Origin of the sequence: Enterobacter sp. ENT02 (assembly GCF_019219165.1) — a bacterium.
Classification (GTDB): Bacteria; Pseudomonadota; Gammaproteobacteria; order Enterobacterales; family Enterobacteriaceae; genus Enterobacter; species Enterobacter mori.
Genome location: NZ_JAHUWD010000004.1, coordinates 21328 through 39865 on the forward strand (window position 1 = coordinate 21328; position 18538 = coordinate 39865).

Annotated in this window: 21 protein-coding genes; 4 read left to right on the forward strand and 17 right to left on the reverse strand. The window is 55.2% G+C overall.

All coding sequences use genetic code 11. The annotated features are described in order from the left end of the window. Positions 1-27: 27 nt before the first annotated feature. The 4 genes from KW829_RS14680 to hpaG are packed head-to-tail and all read right to left on the reverse strand — an operon-like array spanning position 28 to position 4012. A complete protein-coding gene (locus tag KW829_RS14680; protein WP_218308499.1) occupies positions 28-408 on the reverse strand; it encodes a 5-carboxymethyl-2-hydroxymuconate Delta-isomerase in 381 nt (126 codons plus the stop codon). Positions 409-417: 9 nt separating this feature from the next. After that, on the reverse strand, positions 418-1269 hold the full coding sequence (gene hpaD / locus KW829_RS14685) for a 3,4-dihydroxyphenylacetate 2,3-dioxygenase (RefSeq protein ID WP_042717302.1): 852 nt from the start codon (positions 1267-1269) through the stop codon (positions 418-420). A gap of 2 nt (positions 1270-1271) precedes the next feature. Beyond that, positions 1272-2738, reverse strand: coding sequence for a 5-carboxymethyl-2-hydroxymuconate semialdehyde dehydrogenase (gene hpaE, locus KW829_RS14690; protein ID WP_089598021.1), 1467 nt, complete (start codon positions 2736-2738; stop codon positions 1272-1274). Further along, complete coding sequence (gene hpaG, locus KW829_RS14695) at positions 2735-4012, reverse strand: 4-hydroxyphenylacetate degradation bifunctional isomerase/decarboxylase (protein WP_218308500.1); 1278 nt, start codon at positions 4010-4012, stop codon at positions 2735-2737. Before hpaG ends, hpaE begins: the two co-directional genes overlap by 4 nt. Positions 4013-4283: 271 nt before the next feature. On the opposite strand from hpaG, the gene hpaR reads away from it, so the two are divergent. Both hpaR and tsr read left to right on the forward strand, forming a co-directional pair. Further along, the gene (hpaR, locus tag KW829_RS14700; protein ID WP_218308501.1) at positions 4284-4724 is read left to right on the forward strand and encodes a homoprotocatechuate degradation operon regulator HpaR; all 441 of its coding nucleotides are present in this window, start codon (positions 4284-4286) and stop codon (positions 4722-4724) included. Between the two features lie 82 nt (positions 4725-4806). Then, on the forward strand, positions 4807-6471 hold the full coding sequence (tsr, locus tag KW829_RS14705; protein WP_218308502.1) for a methyl-accepting chemotaxis protein: 1665 nt from the start codon (positions 4807-4809) through the stop codon (positions 6469-6471). Between the two features lie 92 nt (positions 6472-6563). Here the strand turns inward: tsr and KW829_RS14710 are convergent, their stop codons facing one another. From KW829_RS14710 to KW829_RS14770, 13 genes are all read right to left on the reverse strand, one after another. Next, entirely contained in the window at positions 6564-7070 is a 507-nt protein-coding gene (locus KW829_RS14710) for a GNAT family N-acetyltransferase (protein ID WP_089598017.1), read from the reverse strand. Between the two features lie 24 nt (positions 7071-7094). Beyond that, positions 7095-7568, reverse strand: a complete 474-nt coding sequence (locus tag KW829_RS14715) for a hypothetical protein (RefSeq protein ID WP_089598016.1) — start codon at positions 7566-7568, stop codon at positions 7095-7097. 3 nt (positions 7569-7571) lie between these two features. Next, positions 7572-8315: a winged helix-turn-helix domain-containing protein gene (locus KW829_RS14720; RefSeq protein WP_010427183.1), complete on the reverse strand. Its 744-nt coding sequence runs from the start codon at positions 8313-8315 to the stop codon at positions 7572-7574. 146 nt (positions 8316-8461) lie between these two features. Then, entirely contained in the window at positions 8462-9013 is a 552-nt protein-coding gene (locus tag KW829_RS14725) for a helix-turn-helix transcriptional regulator (protein ID WP_218308503.1), read from the reverse strand. Positions 9014-9214: 201 nt separating this feature from the next. Continuing rightward, positions 9215-11506, reverse strand: a complete 2292-nt coding sequence (gene opgB / locus KW829_RS14730; protein WP_218308504.1) for a phosphatidylglycerol--membrane-oligosaccharide glycerophosphotransferase — start codon at positions 11504-11506, stop codon at positions 9215-9217. A 270-nt stretch (positions 11507-11776) separates the two neighbouring features. Then, complete coding sequence (locus KW829_RS14735; protein ID WP_218308505.1) at positions 11777-12259, reverse strand: DUF2501 domain-containing protein; 483 nt, start codon at positions 12257-12259, stop codon at positions 11777-11779. 84 nt (positions 12260-12343) lie between these two features. Continuing rightward, complete coding sequence (gene dnaC, locus KW829_RS14740) at positions 12344-13081, reverse strand: DNA replication protein DnaC (RefSeq protein ID WP_010427177.1); 738 nt, start codon at positions 13079-13081, stop codon at positions 12344-12346. Then, a complete protein-coding gene (dnaT, locus tag KW829_RS14745) occupies positions 13078-13623 on the reverse strand; it encodes a primosomal protein DnaT (protein ID WP_010427175.1) in 546 nt (181 codons plus the stop codon). The genes dnaC and dnaT overlap by 4 nt, the downstream gene beginning before the upstream one ends. A 149-nt stretch (positions 13624-13772) precedes the next feature. Next, positions 13773-14201 carry an organic hydroperoxide resistance protein gene (locus KW829_RS14750; RefSeq protein ID WP_010427173.1) on the reverse strand — a complete coding sequence of 143 codons (429 nt, stop codon included), beginning with the start codon at positions 14199-14201 and terminating at the stop codon, positions 13773-13775. Between the two features lie 84 nt (positions 14202-14285). Then, the gene (locus KW829_RS14755; protein ID WP_010427171.1) at positions 14286-14738 is read right to left on the reverse strand and encodes a MarR family winged helix-turn-helix transcriptional regulator; all 453 of its coding nucleotides are present in this window, start codon (positions 14736-14738) and stop codon (positions 14286-14288) included. Between the two features lie 41 nt (positions 14739-14779). Beyond that, positions 14780-15421: a TetR family transcriptional regulator gene (locus KW829_RS14760; RefSeq protein WP_042713992.1), complete on the reverse strand. Its 642-nt coding sequence runs from the start codon at positions 15419-15421 to the stop codon at positions 14780-14782. 67 nt (positions 15422-15488) lie between these two features. Further along, positions 15489-15962: a threonine/serine exporter gene (locus tag KW829_RS14765; protein ID WP_218308506.1), complete on the reverse strand. Its 474-nt coding sequence runs from the start codon at positions 15960-15962 to the stop codon at positions 15489-15491. Beyond that, positions 15953-16726 carry a threonine/serine exporter ThrE family protein gene (locus KW829_RS14770; RefSeq protein ID WP_211448100.1) on the reverse strand — a complete coding sequence of 258 codons (774 nt, stop codon included), beginning with the start codon at positions 16724-16726 and terminating at the stop codon, positions 15953-15955. The genes KW829_RS14765 and KW829_RS14770 overlap by 10 nt, the downstream gene beginning before the upstream one ends. 413 nt (positions 16727-17139) lie before the next feature. Here KW829_RS14770 and KW829_RS14775 point away from each other — a divergent pair, with 413 nt between their 5' ends. Beyond that, positions 17140-17874: a LuxR C-terminal-related transcriptional regulator gene (locus tag KW829_RS14775; protein ID WP_218308507.1), complete on the forward strand. Its 735-nt coding sequence runs from the start codon at positions 17140-17142 to the stop codon at positions 17872-17874. Next, a complete protein-coding gene (gene bglJ, locus KW829_RS14780) occupies positions 17874-18509 on the forward strand; it encodes a DNA-binding transcriptional activator BglJ (protein WP_218308586.1) in 636 nt (211 codons plus the stop codon). Before KW829_RS14775 ends, bglJ begins: the two co-directional genes overlap by 1 nt. The last annotated feature ends 29 nt before the right edge of the window (positions 18510-18538 follow it).

Sequence of the window (18538 nt, forward strand, 5' to 3'; positions counted from 1 at the left end):
CCTCTCCCAAAGGGAGAGGGGACGGTATTACTTAAACAACGCGTGCACGTTGTTTTGTTTGTAATTGAGCGTCGGGTGCAGCTCGTCGAGCTCGAACGACAGCGCCAGATAGCGGGCGGCCATCAGCTCCGCGAAGTGCGTTTTGATCAGCCCAAACAGCATCTCCCCCACGGCTTCCCGGCTCTCCAGGCTGCGCCCGGCACCAATCTTCAGCGTCATATGCACAAAGGCGTAATCGTGCCTGCCGTCGGCCATCTGCCAGGTGTCCAGCCAGTGGGCGCGGCTGCGGATACCGCCGAGCGGGAAGATGCCCGTGGCGGCGAGCGCCTCGTTCACTTTGGCGAACAGCCCCGGCAGGTCGGCCTCTTCGCGGATGTTGTCGGTACATTCAGCAATGAAGTGCGGCATGGTGACTCCTTACGCGGGCAGCGGGAAAACGGCGTTAACCTGGCCGGTACCGGAGCTGGCGAACAGCTCGGTGAGGAACTCCACCTTGCCGTCGTAGTTGTCCCAGCCGAGCATCCCCAGCAGCATCACCGTGTCGTGCATGTTGCCCTCGCCGTAGCAGTAGTCGGCGTACTCCGGCAGCATGCTGCAAAACTCCTTAAACTGGCCTTCGCGCCACAGCTTCACCACACGCTCGTCCATCTGACGGTCAAACTCACGGGTGTAGCTGTTCATCCCTTCCTCGGCGCGCTGGTCGTCGATAAAGCGGTGCGACAACGAGCCGCTGGCGAGCACCGCCACGGTGCCGTCGTATTTCTCAATGGCGCTGACGATGGCCTCGCCCAGTCGGCGGCTGTCGGCGAAGTCGTGAACCGTGCAGAACGCCGAGATGGAGATCACTTTGAAGTGCTTATCCGCATTCATGTAGCGCATCGGCACCAGCGTGCCGTACTCCAGCTTCAGGCTCGGGATGTTGTGCGCTTTGGCGCGCACGCCGAGCTTCACCGCTTCGTCGGCGATCAGCTGGCCGAGCGCCGGGTTGCCGTCGTAGTCGTAGGTCATGTCGCGGATAAAGTGCGGTAGCTCGTTGCTGGTGTAGACGCCCGCAAAATGGTCCGCACAGTTGATGTGGTAGGCGCTGTTCACCAGCCAGTGGGTGTCGAACACGATGATGGTGTCCACGCCCAGCTCGCGGCAGCGCTTGCTGATTTCTTTATGCCCGTCGATGGCCGACTGGCGGCAGCCGTGGTTTTTCCCCGGCAGTTCGGAGAGGTACATCGACGGTACGTGGGTGATTTTTGCCGCTAACGCTAATTTACCCATGGTCAGATCCCCCATTTTGGAATCGGATGGTCGCCCATGGAGATGCAGACGTTCTTCATCTCCGCGAACACCTCGAAGCTGTACTCACCGCCCTCGCGGCCGGTGCCAGAGGCCTTCACGCCGCCAAACGGCTGGCGCAGGTCGCGCACGTTCTGGGTGTTCACGAACACCATGCCCGCTTCGATGCTGCGCGCTAGGCGCAGCACTTTGCTGACGTCCTGGGTCCAGATGTACGACGCCAGGCCGTACTCCACGTCGTTGGCCAGGCGCAGACCTTCCGCTTCGTCCTTAAACGGCAGCAGGCAGGCCACCGGCCCGAAGATCTCCTCCTGCGCCACGCGCATGCGGTTATCGACGTCCGCCAGCACGGTTGGTCGCAGGAAGTTGCCGCCCTTCAGGTGCGCAGGCAGATCGGTCGGTTTGTCCGGGCCGCCCGCCAGCAGGGTTGCGCCTTCCTCAATGCCGAGGCGGATATAGCCGGAGACTTTTTCCCAGTGTGGCTTGCTGATGAGCGCGCCAATCTGGGTATTCGGATCGTTTGGATCCCCAACGCGCAGGCGGTTGGCGCGCTCGGCAAAGCGCTTCACGAATTCCGGGTAGATGCTCTGCTGGATAAAGATGCGCGAGCCCGCGGTGCAGCGCTCACCGTTGATCGAGAAGATGGTGAACAGGGCGGCGTCCAGCGCGCGCTCGATGTCGGCATCTTCAAAAATCAGCACCGGGGATTTGCCGCCCAGCTCCATGGAGTATTTCTTCAGCCCGGCATTTTTCATGATGTTGCGCCCGGTGGCGGTGCCGCCGGTGAAGGAGACGGCGCGCACGTCGTGATGGCGCACCAGCGCGTCGCCTGCCGTCGCACCGTAGCCCTGCACCACGTTGAGCACGCCCGCCGGAATGCCCGCCTCCAGCGCCAGCTCGCCCAGACGGTCGGCGGTCAGCGGAGAGAGTTCAGACATCTTCAGCACCGCGGTGTTTCCGAGTGCCAGGCAGGGCGCGACCTTCCAGGTGGCGGTCATAAACGGCACGTTCCACGGCGACACCAGCGCGCAGACGCCCACCGGCTGCACCAGGGTGTAGTTGAGCATCTTGTCGTCAACCGGGTAGGTTTTGCCGTTCATCTGCTGGCACACCTCGGCGAAGAACTCGAAGTTGTGCGAGGCGCGCGGAATGAGCACGTTTTTGGTCTGGTGGATCGGCAGGCCGGTGTCGGCGGTTTCCATGGCGGCGATCTCGGGCACGTTCTGGTCGATCAGGTCGCCCAGACGGCGCATCAGGCGCGCGCGCTCCTTCATCGGCAGGTTGGCCCACTTCGGGAATGCCTCTTTGGCGGCGGCGACGGCCTGGTGAATTTCAGCTTCACCGCCGGAGGCGACTTCCGCCAGCACCTCGCCGGAGGCCGGGTTGGTGGTGTGGAAGTACTCGCTTCCCGCGACGTTTTTACCGTTTATCCAGTGGTTAATCTTTTTCATTTTGCAGTCTCCTCGCTGACAATTCGGTTCACCAGGCGCCCCACGCCCTCCACTTCCACCACCACTTCATCGCCCGGCACCACGTCGGACAGCCCCTTCGGCGTGCCGGTGGCGATCATGTCGCCCGGCTGCAGGGTCATAAAATCGCTCAGGTACGCAATCAGGAACGGAATGCTGAAAATGAGATCGGCGGTGGTCCCTTCCTGGCGCAGTTCGCCATTGACGAAGGTGCGCAGGGCGAGGTTGTGCGGGTCGGGAATCGCCGCTTTCGGCACGATGTGGGGGGAAATGGGCGTCAGCCCGTCGCGGCTTTTTACCCGCAGGTTCGGACGGTAGTAGTTTTCCAGGTAGTCGCGGATGGCGTAGTCGTTGCAGACCGTATAGCCCGCAACATAGTCCATCGCCTCGGCTTCGCTGACCTTACGCGCGGTTTTACCGATGACCACCACCAGCTCCGCTTCGTAATGCATATATTCAATATTGCTTGGACGCACCGACGTCTGGTTATCGCCGTTGAAGGTGTTTGGCGCTTTGATAAATACCAGCGGCTCGGTGGGCGGCTTGAAGTCCAGCTCGCTCGCGTGATCGGCATAGTTCAGACCGAGGGCAAATAGCGTGGCGTGCGGCGGCGTGCTGTGCGCAATAGTGACGTCGCGCTCGTCCACCACCGGGTTTTCCAGCGGCGGAAAGCCTGCCGCCAGAACCCGCACGCGATCACCCGAGCGGATCTCAACGCGGTTTTGCGGGGTACCGAGCAATATCGCATCGCCGGGATTGAGGGTGGCAAACTCGCTGAGGGCGCTCAGCAGTTCGGCAGCGTTACGCTGAAGCTCGGCCGTGTTCCAGTGGTCCGCTTCGCGGCCGTTGATCTCGGTGATGATGGTCAGGTTATCCACGCTATCAACGGCGGCCAGCTCGCCGAGCGGGCAAAATCCGTCCCGGCACTTGGCCTTGATGGCCGGGCGGTAGAAGCTCTCTTCCGGCAGGCTCACCTCGTTGGCCAGCGCATATCCCGCGATGTACTGTGCGGCATCTTCCACGCGCACCCGGCTGGCGGTTTTGCCTACGATCAGCGCGACCGTCGCGCCGCTTAACACCGTTTCCCCCTGCGGGAACGGAATCGGCTCGCCGGCACGAATCACGGTATTGTGCGGCTTGATGAACCATACCGCCGTTTTCGGCGGGGTGTTGTAGGGGGCTTTTTCGAACGCCTCACGCCAGGCTTCACGCTGGCTTTGATGATTCAGCGCCACGGCAAAAACAGTACCTTTCATTCACATACTCCTCACCCCGGAGGTCCGGGTTATGATATTCATTAATATGTTAATGATCTGGTTTTATGCTTTTGCTGTTTATTTCGCAATCAGAAGTGAAAAATTTGTGATATGAATAACAATAAATTTACATATGAATTTTTATTTATATATAAATCAGGTTGTTAATAAAATTGAATGGTTTCTGTTAGACTTTTTGACGGAAAACGTGTTGTTTATAAAAGCATCTTTTAGTGATTGTTTACTTGTTAATGATGTGAAGGGAGAGGCTATGCATGACTCATTAACCATCGCGCTGCTGCAGGCGCGGGAAGCGGCGATGTCCTACTTCCGTCCGATTGTGAAGCGGCATAACCTGACCGAGCAGCAGTGGCGCATTGTGCGCGTTTTGGCTGAACATCCGTCGATGGATTTTCACGATCTGGCGTTTCGCACCTGCATTTTGCGCCCGAGCCTGACCGGCATTCTGACGCGCATGGAGCGCGTCGGTCTGGTGCTGCGCTTAAAGCCGGTGAACGACCAGCGCAAGCTGTACGTGTCGCTGACCAAAGAGGGGAATGCGCTGTATGAACACGCCCAGGCGCAGGTCGAAGAGGCGTATCGGCAGATTGAGGCGGAATACACGCCGGAGAAGATGAAGCAGCTGACGGCGCTGCTGGAAGAGTTTATTGAACTCGGAAACCGGGATAACGCAGCGCGGGAAGAAGAGTAAAAACCACAAATTCCAGGATGATTTTCGTAAAGTTTTCCCTTTCCAGGCCGAAAATTCTGTATCTGTCTGAGGAAGAGAAAACATGTTAAACCGTATCAAGATTGTCACCAGCTTACTGCTGGTTTTAGCGATATTTGGCCTTTTACAACTCACATCCGGTGGTCTTTTCTTTAATGCCCTGAAGAATGACAAAGAGAATTTCACCGTCCTGCAAACCATTCGTCAGCAACAATCTACCCTCAACGGGAGCTGGGTTGCCCTGCTGCAAACCCGTAACACCCTGAACCGCGCGGGTATCCGCTACATGATGGATCAGAGCAACATCGGCAGCGGCGCGACCGTTTCCGATCTGATGCAGATTGCGTCTGCCTCGCTGAAGCAGGCGGAAAAAAACTGGGCGGATTACGAAGCCCTGCCGCGCGATCCGCGTCAGAGCGACGCCGCTGCGCTGGAAATCAAACGTAATTACGAGATCTACCACGGCGCGCTGGCTGAGCTGATTCAGCTGCTGGGTGCGGGGAAAATCAACGCCTTCTTCGACCAGCCGACCCAGAGCTATCAGGACGGTTTTGAGAAGCAGTACGTGAGCTACCTGCAGCAGAACGACAAGCTGTATGAGACGGCGGTGAAAGACAGCAACAGCTCTTACAGCCAGGCTATCTGGGTGCTGATTAGCGTGCTGATTGCCGTGGTGGTGGTGATTGTCGCCGTCTGGCTGGGCATCAAGCAGGCGCTGATTTCTCCGCTGAATCGCCTGATCGACAGCATTCGCCATATCGCCAGCGGCGACCTGGTGAAGCGCATCGATGTTGAAGGCTCCAATGAGATGGGTGAACTGGCCGACTCGCTGCGCCACATGCAGGGCGAGCTGGTGCGTACCGTTGGCGACGTGCGTAACGGTGCCAATGCCATCTACAGCGGCGCGAGCGAAATCTCGATGGGTAACAACGATCTCTCTTCCCGTACCGAGCAGCAGGCCGCCTCCCTGGAAGAGACCGCGGCCAGCATGGAAGAGCTGACCGCCACCGTGAAGCAGAACGCCGAAAACGCCCGCCAGGCGAGCAACCTGGCGCTGAGCGCGTCTGAGACCGCGCAGAAAGGCGGTAAAGTGGTGGATAACGTGGTGCAAACCATGCGCGACATCGCGGGCAGTTCGCAGAAAATTGCCGATATTATCAGCGTGATCGACGGCATTGCCTTCCAGACCAACATTCTGGCGCTGAACGCGGCGGTAGAGGCGGCGCGTGCTGGTGAACAGGGACGTGGCTTTGCCGTTGTTGCAGGCGAAGTCCGTAACCTGGCGCAGCGCAGCGCCCAGGCTGCCCGTGAAATCAAGAGCCTGATTGAAGACTCCGTCAGCCGCGTGGAAGTGGGCTCTACTCTGGTAGAGAGCGCGGGGGAAACCATGGGTGAGATCGTGAATGCGGTAACCCGCGTGACGGACATCATGGGTGAAATTGCGTCTGCGTCTGACGAGCAGAGCCGCGGTATCGACCAGGTCGGCCTGGCGGTCGCGGAGATGGATCGCGTGACCCAGCAGAACGCCTCGCTGGTTGAGGAATCTGCCGCAGCGGCTGCCGCACTGGAAGAACAGGCGAGCCGTCTGACCCAGGCCGTGGCGGTGTTCCGCATTCAGCAGGAGCAGATGAAAGCGCGCGAGTTCGCGTCAGCGAAAAACGTTGTCACCCCGGTGATTTCGCGTAAAGCCGCGACGGCCGACGCGGGTGATAACTGGGAAACGTTCTAATCCAGCGCGTTGTGCCGGGTGGCGGCTACGCCTTACCCGGCCTACGGTTCAGGGATTTGTAGGCCCGGTAAGCGAAGCGCCACCGGGCGATATCAAAGCGGCAGACGCATAGCGCAGCGGGAGTTATACGCTAAGCCGTGCGCTGCTTCTTCTTCACGTTTTTCACCCAGTTCAGGCGTGAGTTCAGTGACGTATTCAAACCCCAGCTTTTCATAGAATGGCGCATTCCACGGCACGTCCCGGAACGTCGTTAACGTCAGTGACGTCAGCCCCTTTTTACGGGCATGCTCAGCCGCACAGGCGATGAGCTGTCGACCTATTCCTTTTCCCTGCCAGTCCAGATCAACCGAAATCTCCACGATAAACAACGACAAAGGATGGGCTTCTGCGAGGAGAAAACCCACAGGACGATCCGCTGCCAGCGCCAGCCAGCTCAGGCCCTGTTCGACATAGTCGCGATGCTGTTCAACGGAAATGACGTCGCCATCAGCGAGCCAGGCCAGTTCAGGCCTGGCTCGAAAACGCTGGCCTGCCGCGCGCTCAATGGCGGGCAGACTGGCAACGTCATGCGCAGTGGTGGGGCGGAAGGTGATTTTCATGGCGGCAAGTATAGCCTGATCTGTTTATTCCGAGCAGATCAGCAGCGGCGAGTAGAAATTGCCGATCACCATCGCCTCTTCCGGCGTGCGTTCGAGGGTCAGTAGCCTTTTCTGTCCCGGCGTTAAGCCAGCAACGTATTTCTCAAAGACCCCATCGGGTAATTCATCGTGGCTAAATCGCTCGACCTTGATAATGGCAATTTCAAAAAGCGTGTCGTGCATGTGCCGCCAGTTAAACGTTTCCTGACGGGAGACTTCCCAGCCCTGCCGGATATTCTGCACATTCCCGTTGAGCGTGAAATAACCCGTGCCGTCGGGGTGAAATCGCATCAGGATCTCGCCGTCGAACGTGAAGTTGTTGTCGTCACGCTGCTGCGTGAAGGTCAAGTTACCTTCGCAAATGACGGGCAGGGGCGGTGTATGTCGGTACCATGCCACGGCCATGATGATTAACAGCAGGTTGAAGGCGATAACCAGCCCTATTTTTTTACGCGTCATGATTCACCATTCGTAGGCATAAAGCGTGCGGCAGGCGCTGGCGGTGTTCTCTTTCGACAGGGAGCATTGCGAAAGCACCATCCTTCCTTCATGGCCGTAGAAGAGCGTGTTCTGAATGTGCAGATAAAAGAGGGAGTTTTTCAGGCACGGCAGGTTGCCGTCGCGCTGTATCGCTTGTGCCAGCGCTATTGCCTTGTTGCGAAACACATCTGCCAGCGGTGAGAAGGTGTAGACCGGACATTCACCGAAATGTGTCAGAAGATGCATTTCTGCATGCTGCTGGTTTTGCTTGATCGCGACTATCCAGATGCACAGCGCCAGCACCACAAGCGTCAGCCCGCTACAGAGCAGCCATTGAGGCTGAAAATGATGCGGCCTGCTGGCTGAGACTGGGCAATCAGATTTTTCAGCCTGGGAATGGACCGTGATGTCCGCGCTCAGCATAAAGCCCACTTTGGGCACGGTGACAATAAACAGCATCTCGGGCACGAGGCTTGCCAGCAGTTTCCGCAGGATACTGATGTACTGATTAAGTGAATTGTTGGAGCCCTGCAGGCCGCGCTCATCCCACACGTCATGCAGGAACGCCTCGCGTTCGATGACGTTACCGTGATGGAGCACCAGCATTTTCATAATGCTGTTGGCGGTTGCCGTCATCACCTGAGGTTCGACATCTGGCGTATCAACAAGTGAAACGGAACCGTCTTCGTCGTTATAGACGAGGGTATCAGCGAGCAGGTATTTCATAGAGTATTGTCAAAGGAGCAGTTGGAAAAATACAAACGGTGAATAGTACGCGTGCTATTCATCTAAGAAGCTCGGTATTCTAACTGCTTTGTTACCGATAACATTGATCCAGTCGGGCATTCTCGCTGTTTAATAAATGAGCATCGTCAGAGGTAAAGCGAGTGCTGTTCCAGCAGGCAGATTTTTCGGTGAAACTCCGCCAGGTTCTGGCAGCGGAATTTGGTCATCGCGTTACGCTTGTGGGTATAGATGGTTTTGGGGGATTTATTCAGCAGTTGCGCAATGCGAACCAGGCTGATCCCTTTACTGAGCAGGGTACACACCCGCAGTTCAGAGCGGGTGAGGTTAGCATCAGGACGGTAGCGCTGGGTGAAATCGGCGTTTCTCAATTGCTGGCTGAGCTGAATAATCGAGATGTTTCCAGCCAGCACCCTGACGCGCCCGGCAGGCAGATAGACGTTGATGTCGTTCACGCGGCATTCGTCCGTAAATATAAGCCAGCCGTTATCGGTGGTCTCTTTCATGATTTGCTCGCGCATGCGCAAGATAGTTTCCGGGCTGACGCTGTTGATCCAGAAAATATCAGGACGCGGCGTCATCATCATCGAAATAAGCGTTTTCAGGCCAAGCCACAGGAAATAGTTATCGCTCAGAACGATGACGTGAAAGTCGACGTGGGTGCTGCGTGAGAGAGTCATGTCAGGTGTCGCCCGTTAACGTGAGGGAGCCAGAGGGTCCTCATGAAAATTAAATTAGGGCAATACTCTACATCCTGAGTCTAAACTAATATGTATATAGATTAGATTGCGTTAAATATAGTGATTTTCTCTTTTTTATAATAACCATAAAGCTTTTTATAATTTTGAAATTGCCCGGCGGAACGCCGGGCAGAGAGGATATTAACTGTCGCGACTGATAATTTTAATTTCCACCATCCCGATCCCAAGCTGTCTCGGGGAATGGCCGAGGATATTGCCTTCGTTAGTGGACTGCGGGTCTGGCGGAACGATGACGAGCGTGCTGCTGCGCGACGGATTGTCGAAATGCAGCGTGGTGGTGCTTACGTCATTGCCAAGCGTCAGGGTCTGTTCTTTATCCCCCACGCGCACCGGGATAGGGCGGTTAGCATTGGGCCCGAACGCTCTGGCCGTGATCACCAGATCGAATTTTTCCGGCAGCGGATGGGCATACTCAATTTTCACTTCGTCACCCAACTGGGCGTTGGACCAGCGCCCCCAGGATTCCGGACGGGAGATGCCGCTGAACTGTTTGACCTCTTCCGGTGCGCCGGCCACGTTAAAGATAAAACTGTCCGCTTTATAGCGAATGTCGTTATCGACAATCTTCAGCATGTCGACGTTACGCTGATAGCGCGCGGTATCGATAACCGTATCGTTAAACGCCGTTTTGCCTTTCCACTGTTTTTTATCAACATGCTGGACGGACTGCTCTCCGCCGAGCTGTCCCTGAGCGACACACCAGTCGGTAGACAGGGCCAGCGGCTGCGACCAGAGCTGGCCCATCTTGTAGCACGCGTCGATCCAGACAAAATTGTCGCGCGGTGCGAAGTCAGCCAGTTGATAACGCAGCGGTGCGGAGTATTCACTTTCCGGCAGCGGTTCGACGCGGTTGTCCGACACGCGCAGCAGCAGCGGCAGGCGGAAGTGACTGCCGGAGAAGGCAATCATTTTTTTATCCTGGTCGATGGTGAAATCTTTCATCTCTTTCGGGAAGTTCCACAGGCGGATGATATCCGGCTTCCACGCCAGGATTTTCTCCTTCATGTTGAGGAACACTTCTGACAGTGATTGCCCGGACAGCGTACTGCGGCCAAGGCCAATAAAGTTATCGCCGCCCAGTATGTCCAGCACCGTGGCGCCGTTATCCATCGAGTTACGCTTGGTGGCGATCACCTCCTGCTGAGGCTGGTCGCCGCGCAGGATGAAGAACAGGTTGCTGCGGTCCTGCTTGTTAAGCTCATCCCAGGCGCTGTTTTTCATCGCCAGATGGTCAGACGACACCACAATCACCGTGTTTTTGAAATATGGCGAGGCTTTGATTTTGTCGATCAGCGCGGCGATATGTTCCTGGCTGCAGGTGACGGCGCTAAATGACGTATTACTCTTGCCATTGATGTCATAATTTTTGCGTTTACAGGTACGAGAGACAAATCCATCCGGATGATGGGTATCCACGGTCAGGGCAAAGAGCGAGAAGCGTTTGCCCGCGCGGGAGAGTTCCTCGAATTTTTGCCAGGTCTCGTCCAGCACCGTATCGTCGTAGAAGCCCCAGTCGTTACGGTAGCTCGGGTCCGCGACGAGGGTTTTTAACTCTTCAGAGCCGTAGAGGTGGTCAAAGCCGTGTGATTTCAGGAACACATCTTTGCCAGCGAAACGCAGGTTTGCGCCCTGCATAAAGTAGTTTTCGTAGCCGGAATTTTTCAGGATATCGCCAAGACAGACATTTTGCGGGAAGAAGCTCGACATGGACGCCGAGGCGTTGCCCTCAAAAGGCGCGAACAGCGGGATACCGCACTGCGACGCGACCATACCGGCGATGGTGTAATCGGTGCCGGGTAACTGCATGGTGTGGCTGAAATCGAGACCTTCGTTTTTCAGGGGCCCCAGATCCGGGGTCAGGTTCGGGAAGGCATCGTTATCAAAATAGGTGCGCTCCAGGCTCTCGCCGTAGATATAGACGAGGTTGAGCTTCGGATTGTCGATCTTCTTCGCGGGTTCTTTGTAATACGCCACGAAATCGGGGTCACCCTCGCGCGACTGGGATTTCACCAGTTCGGTGATTTGGTGGAATGCCGGGCTGGCGTCAACAGAGGCCAACGCCAGGCACAGCGCCAGAAGACTGTAGCCATGATGGTGCGGGTGATGGCGACGACGACGCAGCACCCAGGCAAGGGAACCAAAAATAGCAACCAGAGCAAATACCACGCCCAGACCGGGAAGTATGTACTTACCAACCCCTGCGCCCGTCAGGCTATTCGTCAGGGTGTAGAGTACCGCATCATTAATACCGTCACCGGTAAAGTAATCGCTGGCGTATAACGTAATGTTCAAAACAATAAAAATGCCGAGCACCACCAGCGTGGCAATAAACCACCAGGTATTTCGGCCCGCTTTCCAGGCGTAAACGCCAACGGAAGCCAGGAAAAGGATAAGGGACATTAACTCTGACAACAGCATATCCTCATGACGCCAGACGCTTTGCTGGCTAACTGATTATTTTTTGGGTAATACAATGTAATGGCGATGTCGTTTAGCTGCAATTTTAGTGTCACGAAAGTGTGCTGTTGTTAGGATTTGGTTTAGAAAATCGTTTTTTTGAAGGCGGTCGCATCCTGGCATGCGGACGCTGAGACGGTGGTAATGCAGGAAAACAGTCGTTTAACGCCGCGCCGTAAGACTAACGTAACAAACGCGGCATGTTGTGGCAGAAAATGGGGTCAATCAGGAGATGAAATTAACGCCTTGTTTCAACACCAGATCGCAGGCTTTGGTTTTCACCTGTTTTGCCAGAGAGGAGTTACCGATGGTGCTCAGGTTCAGCTGCTGACCGTTTTGCGCATTCAACAGGCCCTGAATACCGTCCATATAGTTGGTGTCCGCTTTCTGCTCCTGCGTGTCCAGACCCAGCTTACCCAGCACCTGGTTTTTCACGTTTTGCGCATCGGTGACGGAAGCCAGCTTCTGCTTCGCACAATATTCCAGGATCCCCGCCGCGTTGTTCATCGTACCTGCACTCAGGCTCTGGGAGCTGTTACCCAGCAGGCTGGTGAGGGAAGAGGCAGACAGCCCACCCTGCGTGCTGCCGCTCTCTTTGGTCAGTTCGTTGGCTGCGCTGGAAAGTGACTCCTGCCATGACGCTGCCTGCACCGCGCTGGTTGCCAGCAGTGCACCGAAAAATGTGCTGATAAGTAACTGTTTTTTCATAATGGCTTTCTCAAAAAGGTCCGTTTAGGGCCGGAAGTGGTTCCAGTATATACCTCCGCGCTGCGCGCGATTCCTGGAACTGTCTTAATACTCTTTGCCGGTGACGCGGCTGCGATAACTTTCCCAGTCAAAGATGACGTACAGACTGTTGCCGAGCTTCATGCGATCCATTACGCGTTCTCCCAGCAGACGGGTCATTTCGTCGATATTGTGGTTTGTCAGCATTCCGGTTGGTCGCTTGGAGGAAGAGCGGCGGTCAACAATCTGGTTGATGATGACTTTTTCATAGCGGGATTCCGTCTGAACGCCAATCTCGTCGATGACCAGCAGGTCAACGTTGCTCAGGTCATTAAGCAGCTGTTCTTCGCTGGTTTCGCGGTTGCTGAACGTCTCTTTCATGGCAGACATGATATCGGCCACGGTGATGATCAATACGGATTTACCCCGCAGCAGCAGCTCGTTGCAGATGGCCGCTGCAAGGTGGTTTTTTCCGGTGCCGGGTTTGCCGCTGAAAATGAAGCTGGCGATGTTGCCATCAAACTCGTCCACGTACTGACGTGCCTGACTCAGCGCATTCATTTGTCCCTGAGACTCGACGTTGTAGTTATCAAACGAGCAGTTCTGATGAAGCGGGCGGATACCCGAGCGGTTAAAGGTGCGCTGCATTTTCATCGCACGGTTCTCACGGGCGAGCGCCGCCGCACGTATTTCACCTTGCTCTTTTTGCCACGCCAGCAGCTCTTCACCCGTTGTGAAGGCTGGCTTCACGTTGGCTGGCATCATTTTTTGCAGACGTTTCATCAGGTCGCCGACGTTCTTCATTTCGCACCTCGGAATCCATTAGGGATCTGTTTGTCCGGTTCAGAAAACGCGTTGATATCGCGCTTGGGCTGGCCATTATTGCTGGCGCGGTTGATTTGAATACTGCGCGCGAGCTTTTGCTGCCACTGCACATGGTGAAACACTTTTCCTTCCGCCTGCCAGTAAGCGGTAAACGCGGCCAGCTCTTCGGGCGTGACCGGCTGCGAGAGCGCAATCCCCCACAGTGCCGCCTGGCGCTGAAAATCAGCATCCGGTTGCCAGCCCGCGTACATGGGGAATTTCCCCATCGGTATGGCAACGGGCGCGTTTTCCGGTTCGTCGAAGAACTGGTTATCCAGGGTGACATCACTGGCCGGGCGCGACAGCCGCGCTTCGATATCCAACAGCTGCGCCAGACGTTCCGGCGTGATTGCGTAAAACGCCGGGGCGTTATCGGCAAACACAGCGAGGGTACCGCCTTCGGCATTGGTCAGCACGCCGCGGGGATCGCGCATAAAGGCATCAATGCCAGCAATGCTGGTGGTCAGGATTCTGGAGGACATAACGCTTTCTCTACTGGGTTACTACGGGCGTGATATGGGCTTATGGTAGCACAGAGAGGGGAAAGGAAAGGAGGGGATTTCCCCGGTGGCGCTGCGCTTACCGGGGCTACAGCCGTAGGCCTGATAAGCGCAGCGCCATCAGGCAGTTATCACGCGATGATGTTCAGCGTGACGTCGATATTGCCGCGCGTGGCGTTAGAGTATGGGCAAACGATGTGCGCCGCATCCACCAGTTTTTTCGCTTCCGCAGGATCCATTCCTTCAACGTGAATGTTCAGCTTAGCTTCGATACCAAAACCGGTTGGCAGTGGGCCAATGCCGACTTCACCTTCGATAAACGCCTCTTTCGGCAGCGCGAATTTGTCACGAGCGGCCACAAACTTCATCGCGCCCAGGAAGCAGGCGGAGTAGCCCGCAGCGAACAGCTGTTCCGGGTTGGTCACTTCGCCGCCCATGCCGCCCATCTCTTTTGGCACACCCAGTTTAACGTCCAGGACGCCGTCGGAAGAGGTCGCGCGGCCGTCACGGCCTCCGGTGGCTTTGGCTTTGGCAGTGTAGACAACTTTTTCTAAAGACATGGCAGGTTCCTCATCTTACATTTGTGTGTGCTATTAAATAGCGTGCGATATATATAGGTAAAGAAAGACGCGTAAAGTATAGCCTTACGCGTGGTGTAACTGTTGTCGCAAAAGCTCAAGCTGCTGCTTAAGCGCCAGCATCGTGTCGGTATCGCATTGCGCTGCGCACCCAACCGCGTGAGGGATCCCCACGGCTTGTTGCTGGAGTGCACGCCCGGCATCGCTCAGGGTGACAGCAACCTGGCGTTCGTCTTTACGGGAACGGTGGCGGTTGATCAGCCCGGCGCTTTCCAGACGCTTTAGCAGCGGCGTCAGCGTGGCTGAGTCAAGAAACAGTCGTTCGCCAATGTCCGACACCGTCACGTCATCCTGCTCCCACAGAACCAGCATGACCAGATACTGCGGATAGGTCAGGTTCAGCGGTGCCAGCAGTTGCCGGTACAGCTTGTTAAGCGCCAGGTTTGCTGAGTAGAGGGCAAAACAGAGCTGGTTATCCAGCAGCAGCGCGGCATTGGTGTCGTTCGTTTTTGCGTTCATGAGATGAATATAGGTAGTGTGCGATATAATTGCAAGCTATTTTATGGGCACGTATAGCGAAGTGCCACCTGGACCGCCATTTTCCGGTAGTGCTGACGCTGCGCGGCTTCGTCTGCTCCCTCTTCGAACAACAGCGTAAAGGTATAGCTGTTGGCGACATAGTGGAAGCTGAAGCTGCTGATCAGGCGGTGAAGGTCGCGCGCGTCTACCGTCTGATTGAACAGCTGCTTCTCTTTTCCACGCTGCAGAATGGCTTCCAGCAGTTCCAGCGCGCTGCGGTTAACCTGGCGCAGGTAGCTGGACTGCTGCATGAAGCGGCCGCGCTGCATGTTCTCCATACAGATGATGCGAATGTAGTCCGGGTGGTCGGCGTGGTAGTCAAAGGTCGCTTCAACAAGATGAACCAGCGCTTCTACCGGCGGCATACCGGCAAGGCTGAGCCGTTTCTCACTGGCGCGGATCTGGGTGTAAACGTACTCCAGAGCCAGAAGATACAGGTTTTCTTTATTCTTAAAATGATACACCACCATCCGTTTGGTCGTGCCGGCTTTCTCGGCGATTTGCTCCATGCGGGCACCGTTTAGCCCATATTCGGCAAACAGCGCAATGGCGCTCTGGAAAATGTTTTCCTTCAGGCTGGATCCTTCATTGTGTTCCGGGTTTTCGCTGCCAGGGTTAGCCACATCCTTTCCTTATCGTCACCAAACAGAATGCAGGGATTATTACCATGGCAGCGTGATAACACAAATCTCAAACGCGCGGGCGCTTGCGGTAAAGCCACAAGCCGGGAATCGACAGGCCGATGGAGAGCGCCCCGACAATGGAAGACGCCTTCAGGAAGTTGCTCAGCAGGAGGATCATTTGCGGCTCGGTGTAACCAAAATGGCTGATCTTTACCGCTGAAATCATCGCGGTATAGGCGGAGATGCCCGGAAACATCGGAATAACGGCCGCCACGGTAAAGACCTTTGGATGCGCCAGATACCAGCGCGACCACTGAATGCCAATGCTGCCGACCAGCATCGAGGCCATAAACGTTGACCATTCGATGTTGAAACCTGCCGTCATCATGGCCATACGTGAACCGTGACCAATGGCACCCAGCAGTGCACACCAGGGCAATGCCCGCTGCGGCACGTTGAACACCATTGCAAAGCCGACGGCGGGAATGGCGGCCAGAAGCATGTCCTGCGCCAGCGCAAGGAGAAATTCGATTATGCCCATCCGCGTAACCCCCACAGCGTCATCGCCATGACCACGCCGATGCAGGTGGCGAGCGTCAGAAGACTGGCAATCGCCCAGCGCGCGAGGCCGGTATTGATGTGCCCTTTAAACATGTCGGCCACGGCGTTAATCAGCGGAAAGCCCGGGACCAACAGAAGCACGCTGGCGGCCATGGCAATCGTCGGGGTGTTCGCAAATTGCGGCAAGCGCAACAGCAGGCCAGAAACCGTGGTGGCAACAAAAGCGGTAATGCAGAAGTTAATTTGCGGGTGCAGTTGCCGGTGGGTCAACAGCTGGCGGACATACATGGCGATGCTGCTGGCGAAAAAGGTGATGATGGCACCGTCCCATCCGCCCTGGTTGAGTTTGCAAAAACAGGCGCACGAAAGCCCAACCATGACCACTACCAGCCAGCGCGGATAGCGTAACGGTTTAATTTGCGCGAACCGTTTCTCAATTTCTCTCAGATCCAGCAGCTTATGCTCAGCAAGAATGACGATGTGCTGCACTTCCGTCACGACGTGCATATTGATGCCGCGATCGTGATTTTTACGGGTGGACGTCAGGCACTGCCCGTCTTTTATGGTGGTCAGTACAATGGCATTCGACGAGATGGAACTTTCGACGCTGTCCATGCCGAGTGCCACGCCAAGACGCGTTGAGAGTTCCTCGACGAGGGCGCTTTCTGCCCCGTGCTGTAAGAGAAAAAGCCCACATTGAATACATATCCGCGTCGTTGCGCGTTGCGTTGACTGATCTTGCATGTATTGCCCTGAAGAGAGGATGGATAGCTTGCCTGTTGGCCCGGAATGCTTATTTTTAGCACAAAGTGCGGTGTCACTTGCTCTGGGTCAGATCAAGATTTGTGCAAACAGCCACATGAGCGAAAGTGAAGGAAATCGATTAATAATATTTATTTTATGAATGTTTAGGGGCTAAAAATATATCTCACATATATTAAGTATTTCTAATTTTATATTTTCGTTCTTTTCAGGTAACTGTAATTAAATTCGGTTGTTATTTATGAGATATTAACCCTGTTTTGGGCATTTCTTAATCTTGTAAAGGTTTTCTTAAAATTTTCATTATTGATGTTGTGTGCACTCAGGGATGAAATAATTTTCTCTCAATGCGTTTTATCGCTATTTAGAAAATGAAGAAAGGACTCGGAGGTTCTATGTTGCCATTGAAAGGTAAACACGGAGTTGTGATTAGTAAGATACCGGTTATGCAATCCGGGCTTGGTGGGGTGATGGCACGCCATTTCCCCGAGTACGAACTGACCTTTTGCCGCTCGATTCAGGAGCTAACACTGCTGCAGCTCCGCCGCGCCAGTGTGGTTGTTGCTGATATTTCTGGTGATTATCGGAATCCTCGCGGTACGCTCGAGCAATATTACGGGTTGCTGAATCAGTATCGGGATATCCATTGGATCTTTTTAGTTTCCCGCCCCCTTTACCCTCTGGCGGTAGAATTACTCATGCGTCCTGAAAGCACCTTGCTGTCAGATATGGAACCGATCGACGGGGTCATTAATGCTATTCGTGCCGGAAGTGAACGCGCAGAACGAATTAGCCAGACGTTGTTAATGCCGGACACGCCAGAGCCGGAAGAGGAGTCCGAGAGCTTTATCGCACTCACTCACTCTGAGCGCAAAGTACTGCGACTGCTGGGGAAAGGCTGGTGTATTAACCAAATCGCGACGTTATTGAAGAAGAGTAACAAAACGATCAGTGCACAGAAGAACAGTGCGATGCGCAGGTTGTCCCTGCGAAGCAATGCCGATATGTATGCCTGGATCAGCAGTACACAGGGGATGCGAGAACTGAGTTTAATGTCGGCCTATGGAGAGTTTGAGGAATGGAAGAGACCGCAGCAACAAGACATATCGCCGTCATCGAAAATTGCGTAATGAGTGCTGTTGGGCTGCAGCATATTTTTGCTTTGCCGGCATTCAGCAGCTATCAGGTCCACCTGTTTAGTCGATTCGACAGTTTTAAAGAGGCACTTTCCCAGACCGCGTTTTATTCGGTTATTTACTCATTATCCGATGCGCGTGAGGAACGTCGTAACTGTCTTGCGAGTCTGCGTGACCTGATGTTCTCGCACGGCAATATCCAGCGTATTGTCCTGGCGTCAGATGATGTAGAAGCGAGGCTGATTTGCCATCTTTCTCCGGCACGCCTGCACGGGATTATCAGTAAATCGGTGTCGCTTGAGCAGTTGATCCAAGGAATGGTGACCTTTCTTAACGAAACGCATCGTGTAAACGACAACATGTACAATCACTGGTATGTGAATCAGAACCGCATGTTGAGCCCCACCGAACGGGCAATTTTGCGTTATATGTCGTCGGGCTATTCCATCCCTGAAATCGCGACACAGCTTGAGCGCAATATTAAGACTATCAGGGCGCACAAGTTCAATGCGATGGTAAAGCTCGGGGTCAATTCTGATGTGGGATTACTGGATGCAGCAGATATCCTCGCTCATCTTCCCGCCCGGGAGCCTCGTCTCTCGGCATTAAGTGTGCCTTCATTCTCTTAGCCGTTTGTCATGCGCCAGAACGCTTCTGG